Source organism: Devosia sp., assembly GCF_028290645.1.
In the GTDB taxonomy this organism is placed as follows: domain Bacteria; phylum Pseudomonadota; class Alphaproteobacteria; order Rhizobiales; family Devosiaceae; genus Devosia_A.
Genome location: NZ_JAQGJL010000020.1, coordinates 20,575 through 28,053, shown reverse-complemented (window position 1 = coordinate 28,053; position 7,479 = coordinate 20,575). Strand labels below are relative to the sequence as shown.

The 7,479-nt window shown below is 65.3% G+C and carries 8 protein-coding genes; 6 read left to right on the top strand and 2 right to left on the bottom strand.

Annotated features, from left to right (window positions below; genetic code table 11):
• Positions 1–43: 43 nt before the first annotated feature.
• On the bottom strand, positions 44–286 hold the full coding sequence (locus tag JWQ89_RS01360; protein ID WP_299637754.1) for a DUF2842 domain-containing protein: 243 nt from the start codon (positions 284–286) through the stop codon (positions 44–46).
• Positions 287–333: 47 nt separating this feature from the next.
• Between JWQ89_RS01360 and JWQ89_RS01355 the strand changes: the two genes are divergently transcribed.
• The 3 genes from JWQ89_RS01355 (at position 334) to rpsI (ending at position 2,627) form a co-directional block, all read left to right on the top strand.
• A complete protein-coding gene (locus tag JWQ89_RS01355; RefSeq protein WP_299637753.1) occupies positions 334–1,467 on the top strand; it encodes a COX15/CtaA family protein in 1,134 nt (377 codons plus the stop codon).
• Between the two features lie 210 nt (positions 1,468–1,677).
• Positions 1,678–2,142 (top strand): 50S ribosomal protein L13, encoded by a 465-nt coding sequence (gene rplM / locus JWQ89_RS01350; protein ID WP_299637751.1) that lies wholly within the window; start codon positions 1,678–1,680, stop codon positions 2,140–2,142.
• Positions 2,142–2,627: a 30S ribosomal protein S9 gene (gene rpsI / locus JWQ89_RS01345; RefSeq protein WP_299637749.1), complete on the top strand. Its 486-nt coding sequence runs from the start codon at positions 2,142–2,144 to the stop codon at positions 2,625–2,627. Before rplM ends, rpsI begins: the two co-directional genes overlap by 1 nt.
• A gap of 58 nt (positions 2,628–2,685) precedes the next feature.
• On the opposite strand, the gene JWQ89_RS01340 is transcribed toward rpsI, so the two are convergent.
• A complete protein-coding gene (locus JWQ89_RS01340) occupies positions 2,686–4,098 on the bottom strand; it encodes a DUF2264 domain-containing protein (RefSeq protein ID WP_299637747.1) in 1,413 nt (470 codons plus the stop codon).
• An 84-nt stretch (positions 4,099–4,182) separates the two neighbouring features.
• Here JWQ89_RS01340 and JWQ89_RS01335 point away from each other — a divergent pair, with 84 nt between their 5' ends.
• The 3 genes from JWQ89_RS01335 to JWQ89_RS01325 all read left to right on the top strand — a co-directional run bounded on the left by JWQ89_RS01335 (position 4,183) and on the right by JWQ89_RS01325 (position 7,476).
• Positions 4,183–5,232, top strand: a complete 1,050-nt coding sequence (locus JWQ89_RS01335; RefSeq protein ID WP_299637746.1) for a glycosyltransferase family 1 protein — start codon at positions 4,183–4,185, stop codon at positions 5,230–5,232.
• Positions 5,233–5,383: 151 nt separating this feature from the next.
• On the top strand, positions 5,384–5,875 hold the full coding sequence (locus JWQ89_RS01330; RefSeq protein ID WP_299637744.1) for a plastocyanin/azurin family copper-binding protein: 492 nt from the start codon (positions 5,384–5,386) through the stop codon (positions 5,873–5,875).
• Between the two features lie 383 nt (positions 5,876–6,258).
• Positions 6,259–7,476 (top strand): LL-diaminopimelate aminotransferase, encoded by a 1,218-nt coding sequence (locus JWQ89_RS01325; protein WP_299637742.1) that lies wholly within the window; start codon positions 6,259–6,261, stop codon positions 7,474–7,476.
• The last annotated feature ends 3 nt before the right edge of the window (positions 7,477–7,479 follow it).

Genomic DNA, 7,479 nt, shown 5'->3' with positions numbered 1-7,479 from the left:
TGTGGGGAGGGATTGAGGGTGGGGGTGCGGAGCCACCAGCCCCTCAAGGGTCCGGCTTCGACATCCACCGGATGATCCAGGTTGCCGGGAAGAACCAGCCCATGCCCATCACGGCGAAGAAGCCGATGAGCAGCCACCAGGCGGCGGCGCCGAGAAAGCTCATGTAGATCCACATGCCGAGCACCGACCAGACGAGGAGCGAGAGCAGCACGAGCACGAGGCCGAGGAGCTTGCGGTTGGACTGGGTCATGGCTTCGCCGTTGTCGGATGCGGCATTGGGGGCCATTGTATCGGTCCGCTGCCGGGAGTAGTTCCGGGCAAAAGGATCGCATCTTGGCCCTCAGCGCAACCGAACAAACCGCCACACCAGCACTTGTCGCCGGCGACCGGCTGAAGCCGGTGCGCATCTGGCTCTACTGCATCGCGCTGCTGGTGCTCGCCATGGTGGTGGTGGGCGGGGCGACGCGGCTCACCGAGTCCGGGCTGTCGATCACCTCGTGGAAGCCGATTTCGGGCACCATCCCGCCGCTGACCGATGCCGACTGGCAGGCCGAGTTCGAGGCCTACAGGCAGATCCCGCAAGGGGTGCAGAACTCGTGGATGGGGATCGAGGATTTCAAGTCGATCTTCTGGTGGGAATGGGCACACCGCTTCCTCGGCCGCTTCATCGGCTTCGCCTTCGCCGTGCCGTTCGTGGTGTTCCTGTTCCAGAAGCGGTTCAACTGGAGCCTCGCGGCGCCGCTCGGCGGGCTGTTCGTGCTCGGCGGGTTCCAGGGTTTCCTGGGCTGGTGGATGGTGTCCTCCGGCCTGTCCGAGCTGACCTCGGTGTCGCAGTACCGGCTGGCGGCGCACCTGTTCGCGGCTTCGCTGCTGTTCATCGCGCTGATCTGGGTGGCACGGCGGCTTGAGCCGGCGAAGGCGGCGGGAGGGGTGGTGGGGTGGCCGGTCTGGGGGATGCTCGGGATGATCATGCTGCAGATCGTCGCTGGGGCGTTCGTCGCCGGGCTCGATGCCGGGATGGGCTACAACACCTGGCCGCTGATGGACGGAGCCCTGATTCCACGCGGCCTCGATGTCATCGATCCGTTCTGGAAGAACCTGTTCGAGAATGCGCTGACGGTGCAGTTCATCCACCGGATGATCGCCTATGCCGTGGTGATCTATGCCGGCTGGCTGCTGTGGCGGCAGTCGCGGCACGGCGGGTTCGGCGGCGTCCACGGCTGGCTGCCACGCATCGCGGCGCTGATCGGGCTGCAGGTGGTGCTGGGGATCGCGACGCTGGTCTCGATGGTGCCGATCTCGCTGGCGCTGGGGCACCAGGCCCTGGCCTTCATGCTGGCCGGAGCGGTGACGGGGTACCTGGCCGACGGGACGCCGCGGCGGGGGGTGAGCGTCAAGCGCGCCCTCATACTCGGTGTCATCCCAGCGAAAGCTCGGATCCAACTATCCGGCAGGCGCAAGCGGTGAAATGGCTCCAGCTTTCGCTGGGATGACATCGAGTGGGCGGGACATGTAATGAAATCAATAGCTTATAATGTGGTATAATAATACCAACGACGCAAGCCATTGAATCCACATCACAAAATCTTTCAGCTTGACGCTCTCCTGCTGTCTCCGTATATCCGCGCCACGAATACGGGGCAGGGTTTCCTTCCTCGCGCTTTCAAGGAAAACGAAATGAGCACCTACACGGCCAAGCCGGACGAGATCCAGAAGAAGTGGATCCTGATCGACGCCAAGGACCTGGTGGTGGGCCGCCTTGCCTCCATCATCGCGATGCGCCTCCGCGGCAAGCACCTGCCGACCTACACCCCGCACATGGATACCGGCGACCACGTCGTCGTGATCAATGCCGACAAGGTGAAGCTGACCGGCAAGAAGCTCGATCAGCGCCGGTTCTTCTGGCACACCGGCTATCCCGGCGGCATCAAGGACCGCACGCAGCGCGAACTGCTCGAGGGCCGTTTCCCCGAGCGCGTGCTCGAGAACGCCGTCCGCCGCATGATCCCGGAAGGCCCGCTCGGCCGCAAGCAGTACGGCAATCTCCGCGTCTATGCCGGCGAGGCCCATCCGCATGAGGCCCAGGCGCCCGTGAAGCTCGACGTCGCTTCGTTCAACTCCAAGAATGTGAGGGCCAAGTAATGGCCGAGACCATCAATTCGCTCGAAGACCTGGGCACTGCCGCAGGCGTCACCGCCGTCGTTTCCGACGCACCGGTGCATGAGCAGAAGCTGGACGCGCAGGGTCGCGCCTATGCCACCGGCAAGCGCAAGAACGCCATCGCCCGCGTCTGGATCAAGCCGGGCAACGGCAAGATCATCGTCAACGGCAAGGAGTTCAACGCCTTCTTCGCCCGCCCGGTGCTCCAGATGGTGCTGCAGCAGCCGATCGTCGCCGCGGCCCGCAAGGACCAGTACGACGTCGTCGCCACCGTCTCCGGCGGCGGCCTCTCCGGCCAGGCCGGTGCGGTTCGCCACGGCATCTCCAAGGCGCTGACCTATTTCGAGCCCGAGCTGCGCGCCGTGCTCAAGAAGGGCGGCTTCCTCACGCGCGACAGCCGCGTGGTGGAACGCAAGAAGTACGGCAAGGCCAAGGCCCGTCGTTCGTTCCAGTTCTCCAAGCGCTAAGCTTCGAGTTCTTGCACAATCCGAAAGGCCCGCACCGCTGCGGGCCTTTTCTTTTGCGCTAGCGCTTCAGCGGAAAGGGATCGAGCGCCGAATAGGACTCGGCGCCATAAGCCGCATCGTGGTTGTTCGGCCGCATCGCCTGCTGCCGGTACGCTTCCATGAGGCGATGCCGGAGCGTGTAGGGCTTTAGCGCGGGTTGTCGACCGGCATTGTCCGGGATGACGACGCGCACATCACCCGAGGCATGATCGCCTTCAATGATCCAGCCTAGCTCCGGCAGGTCGAGCCGATAGTCGCCCCGCTCCACAGGCAGCGTCTGTTCGGGCACAGTCCAGTAGGGTGAGCCGCGAGGATGGAGCAGGGCGGGGATGACGGAGCGGAGGCCCCAGTGGCTGCTGCCTGGACCGGAATAGTTGTCGAGTACGCGCGGATCGTCGCCGTGGTAACCTTGGGTGAGCGTGCCGTCGCGCAGCGCCCCATTGGTGATGAAATGGCGCCAGACGCAATCGGTGGCGTGGCGGGCGAGACCGAGCCGCTCGGGCGTTGCATCCAGCAGCGTGGCGACGGCCAGCGGCGCCGACGCCGCCGTGCGATAGCAGACGCTGCGCCCCATGATCGGAACGCCCCGCGGGCTGATGAGATGTGAGGTGAGATCGGCCGACTGCAGGACGACGCCGGGTATGAACGCGGGATCGAGCGCGGGTTGCATCAGATGCAGGAAGCACAGCTGATAGGTGATGCCCCAGACATTGTAGTAGTCGACGACGCGCCGCTTCTCCGCGTCCGAGAACCAGCCATGGCCAAGATAGAACTGCTTGAACCGCTGGTAGTTGGCTGACGACCTGAGGTCGCGCCCCTCGAGCGCCGCGACCACCGCCTCTGCGGTCGCCCCGAACAGCAGCCAGTTATTGGCAGGGTGTTCTGTGACGGCTGCGCGCCGCAGCCAGGTCAGAAGGTTCGATTGCACCCGCGCAGTCAGCATGGGCCAGATCGTTTCGCGGCTGATCCAAAGCGCGATCGCAATGTCGGACGCTTCGACCTGCACCTGGCTGAAGTCGCGCACCTCGCTCCAATATGCCGGGTGGGCCGGATCGGAGCCGGCGCTGAAGCCGGAAGCGAGGATCTGCGCGAGGTCGGCGCTGCGCCCGCTGGAGAGACCTTCGATTGTGCTGCCGCGACCACCGGCCATCCACGCCGCGAACAGCGGCGCCGTACGGGCAAAGCCCTCGACGCCCGCGACGCGATAGCCGTGTCTGCTGCCCATGCCACGATACTGCGCGCGCTCGAAATCGGGCGTCGCTGCGGCAAGGAAGCCGTCGACGAAATAGCGGAACAGCGCCTCGTAGCGTACTTCGGGTCCGCTGGCAGGGTCGAGGAAGTTGCGGGCGATCGCGAGGTCATGCGCACCCGGCCGCCTTGGAGCGCTGCGGTAGCGGAGCCAGCCGCGCTGAGAAAGGAACGGAATCGACATCGGCCGCTCCCAAGGTGGGGTGAGACTGGAGGTGTCCCTTAGCCCACGCAACCGCAGCGCGGAACCCCTGCTTGCGGGGCAAGCTTGTCCACGCTACCCATTGCCGCCTCGAACGAGCAGCAGATGCCGCAGCCAAAGACTGTCCTTATCGTCACCGACGCCTGGCACCCGCAGATCAATGGCGTGGTGCGCTCGATCGAGCTGGTGGTCCGCGAGATGGAGAAGCGCGGCATTGCGGTGAAGCTGCTGACGCCCAACGAGTTCAAGACCTTCCCCATGCCCGGCTATGGCGAAATCCGGCTGAGCCGTACGCTGATGAAGCCAGTCTATGCGCGGATCGAGGCGGCGGCGGCCGACGCCATCCATATCGCCACTGAGGGACCGCTCGGGATCATGGCGCGGCGCTGGTGCCGCAAGCACGGATTCGAGTTTTCGAGCGCCTACCACACCCAGTTCCCCGAATACCTCCGCGCCCGGCTCCCGGTGCCGCTGCGCTGGAGCTACCGGTTCCTGCGCTGGTTCCACGGCGCGGCGCGCTATTGCCTCGTCGGCACGCCGCACCTGAAGACGCTGCTCGAGCAGCGCGGCTTCACCAATGCGGTGATCTGGCAGAAGGGCGTCGACACCGCCCTGTTCAATCCCGACAAGCGCGGCCCGCTGCCCTATCCGGGGCCGGTATTCCTCAATGTCGGCCGGGTGTCGGTGGAAAAGAACATCGAGGCGTTCCTGAGGCTCGACCTGCCGGGCTCGAAGCTGGTGGTCGGCGGCGGCCCGAGCCTCGAGAAGCTGAAGGCGGACTATCCCGACGTGGTTTTTCTCGGCCCCAGACAGGGCGAGGAACTGGCGCGGCTGTTCGCCTCCGCCGATGTCTTCGTCTTCCCATCGAAGACCGACACGTTCGGCCTCGTGCTGCTCGAGGCACTGGCGAGCGGCACGCCGGTGGCGGCCTTTCCGGTGACCGGACCCATCGACGTCATCGGCGACGCGCCGGTCGGGGTGCTTGACACCGACCTCAAGGCTGCGGCGCTCAGGGCGCTGGAGGTGCCGCGCGAGAGCTGCCGGAGCTATGCCGAGCAGTTCTCATGGTCGGCCAGCACCGACCAGTTCCTTAGATACCTGCCTGTGAAAGGCTAGCCCGGGCGTCGAAACCGTCTATTGTATTAGGCGCCTGCCTTCAGCTTGCCGTCAGTAAACGATGCTAGCCGACGCGAAGGTCCGTAACCGGCGCGACTTCCGTTGCCGGCAGGACCTTGGTTGGGGCCAATTCACCCAAGGAGGAATTCGTATGCTCAAGATTTCCGTGAAGTCGCTTCTGCTTGTCTCCGCACTTTCCGTGGCGGGACTGGCCGCGCCGGCGCTCGCCGCGACGTCGACGGTCAACGTCTCGCTTGCCGATGCTGGTGCCGCGGCGCCCCTCGGCACCGACCTTGGCATCTCCATGAAGGGCGACCACGCCACGGCCGTCATGCATGTAATCCCGGACAAGACCGAAGTTCCCGCCGGTGAAGTCACCTTCAAGGTGACGAACAATTCCAGCGACATCGTGCACGAGATGCTCGTGGTGAAGGTCGCCGACGCCAACCAGCCGCTTCCATACGTGGACGGCGAGAGCCGTGTCGACGAGGACGCCGCAGGGCATCTGGGCGAGGTCTCCGAACTCGATCCAGGCGACTCCGGCAGCCTGACCCTGTCGCTCGACAGCGGCACTTACATGCTGTTCTGCAACATCCCGGGACACTATCAAGCCGGCATGTGGACGCTTGTCACCGTGAACTGAGCTCGTCCGGCGCTGCCGGTCGTGGGCCGGCAGCGCAGCCGATCACAGGTGCCCGGGCAGCGTGGGCACCCGGGCCTCTTGACCACGCCCCACCACCGCCGGTATTGCTCGGCAATCCTCGATCAGGGTTTTGACATGACTCAGGGAGTAGCAGCGCCAATCGCAGCCGCCGGCTTTGCCGGTGTGTTCGCGTGCGCTAGCGCCGCCGCTCGCTAGCTCTCCCCGAGCGCCGCCATGCGGCTGGGGAGGGCGGAACCAAACGAGCCGCGTGGCCACGAAGAGTGGCCGCTTAACCGAGTCAAAACCACAATTCCGCGATAATGTGCGCCTCACTGAAGGCGCTGCGTGCACTCCGGGTGCGTCGCGGGTCCACCGAGGTTCCAATGAACGAAGATTTCCACCGCATCCGCCGCCTCCCGCCCTACGTCTTCGCGCATATCGATCCGATCAAGGCGAGGCTGCGCGCCAGCGGCGTCGACATCATCGACCTCGGCATGGGCAACCCCGACATGCCTACGCCGCAGCACATCGTCGAAAAGCTGCAGGAGACGGTGAAGGACCCGCGCACCCACCGCTACTCGTCGTCGAAGGGCATTCCGGGGCTCAGGAAGGCCCAGGCGAGCTACTATGGCCGCCGCTTCGGCGTGAAGGTGAACCCCGACAACCAGGTGGTGGCGACGCTGGGTTCGAAGGAGGGCTTCGCCAACATGGCGGCGGCGATCACCGCCCCCGGCGACGTGGTGCTGGTGCCCAACCCGACCTATCCGATCCACGCCTTCGGCTTCATCATGAGTGGCGGCGTGGTGCGCTCGATGCCGGCCGAGCCGGACGAGAATTTCATGCGCGCGCTCGATCGGGCGGTGCGGCACTCGATCCCCAAGCCGATCGCGCTGATCCTCAACTACCCGGCTAATCCGACCGCCTACACGGCGTCGCTGGATTTCTACAAGGACGTGGTCAAGTACTGTCGCGAGCACTCGATCTTCATCCTCTCCGATCTCGCCTATTCCGAGATCTATTTCGACGATGAGGTGCCGCCCTCGGTGCTGCAGGTCGAAGGCGCGATGGACATCACGGTCGAGTTCACCTCGATGTCCAAGACCTACTCGATGCCCGGCTGGCGCGTCGGTTTCGCCGTCGGCAACGAGCGGCTGATCGCGGCGCTGACGCGGGTGAAGTCGTATCTCGACTATGGCGCGTTCACGCCGATCCAGGTGGCGGCGGCCGCGGCGCTAAACGGCTCCGACGACGTGATCGAGGAAGTGCGCAACGTCTATCGCACCCGCCGCGACGTGATGGTCGAAAGCTTCGGCCGCGCCGGCTGGACCATTCCCTCGCCCAAGGCGACGATGTTCGCCTGGGCCCCGATCCCCGACCAGTTCGCGCATCTGGGTTCGCTCGAGTTTGCCAAGCTCCTGATCCAGGAGACAGGTGTCGCCGTCGCTCCGGGCGTGGGCTTCGGCGAGTACGGCGACCAGTATATCCGCCTGGCGCTGGTCGAGAACGAGCAGCGCATCCGGCAGGCGGCGCGCAACGTCAAGAAGTTCCTCGCGGGCCAGCCGAGCCACGGGAACGTGGTGCCGCTGCCGATCGCGAAGTAGCGG

Coding starts and splice junctions, on each gene's coding strand:
- JWQ89_RS01360 (WP_299637754.1), bottom strand. CDS start 286: ATGGCCCCCAATGCCGCATCCGACAACGGCGAAGCCATGACCCAGTCC.
- rplM (WP_299637751.1), top strand. CDS start 1,678: ATGAGCACCTACACGGCCAAGCCGGACGAGATCCAGAAGAAGTGGATC.
- rpsI (WP_299637749.1), top strand. CDS start 2,142: ATGGCCGAGACCATCAATTCGCTCGAAGACCTGGGCACTGCCGCAGGC.
- JWQ89_RS01340 (WP_299637747.1), bottom strand. CDS start 4,098: ATGTCGATTCCGTTCCTTTCTCAGCGCGGCTGGCTCCGCTACCGCAGC.
- JWQ89_RS01330 (WP_299637744.1), top strand. CDS start 5,384: ATGCTCAAGATTTCCGTGAAGTCGCTTCTGCTTGTCTCCGCACTTTCC.
- JWQ89_RS01325 (WP_299637742.1), top strand. CDS start 6,259: ATGAACGAAGATTTCCACCGCATCCGCCGCCTCCCGCCCTACGTCTTC.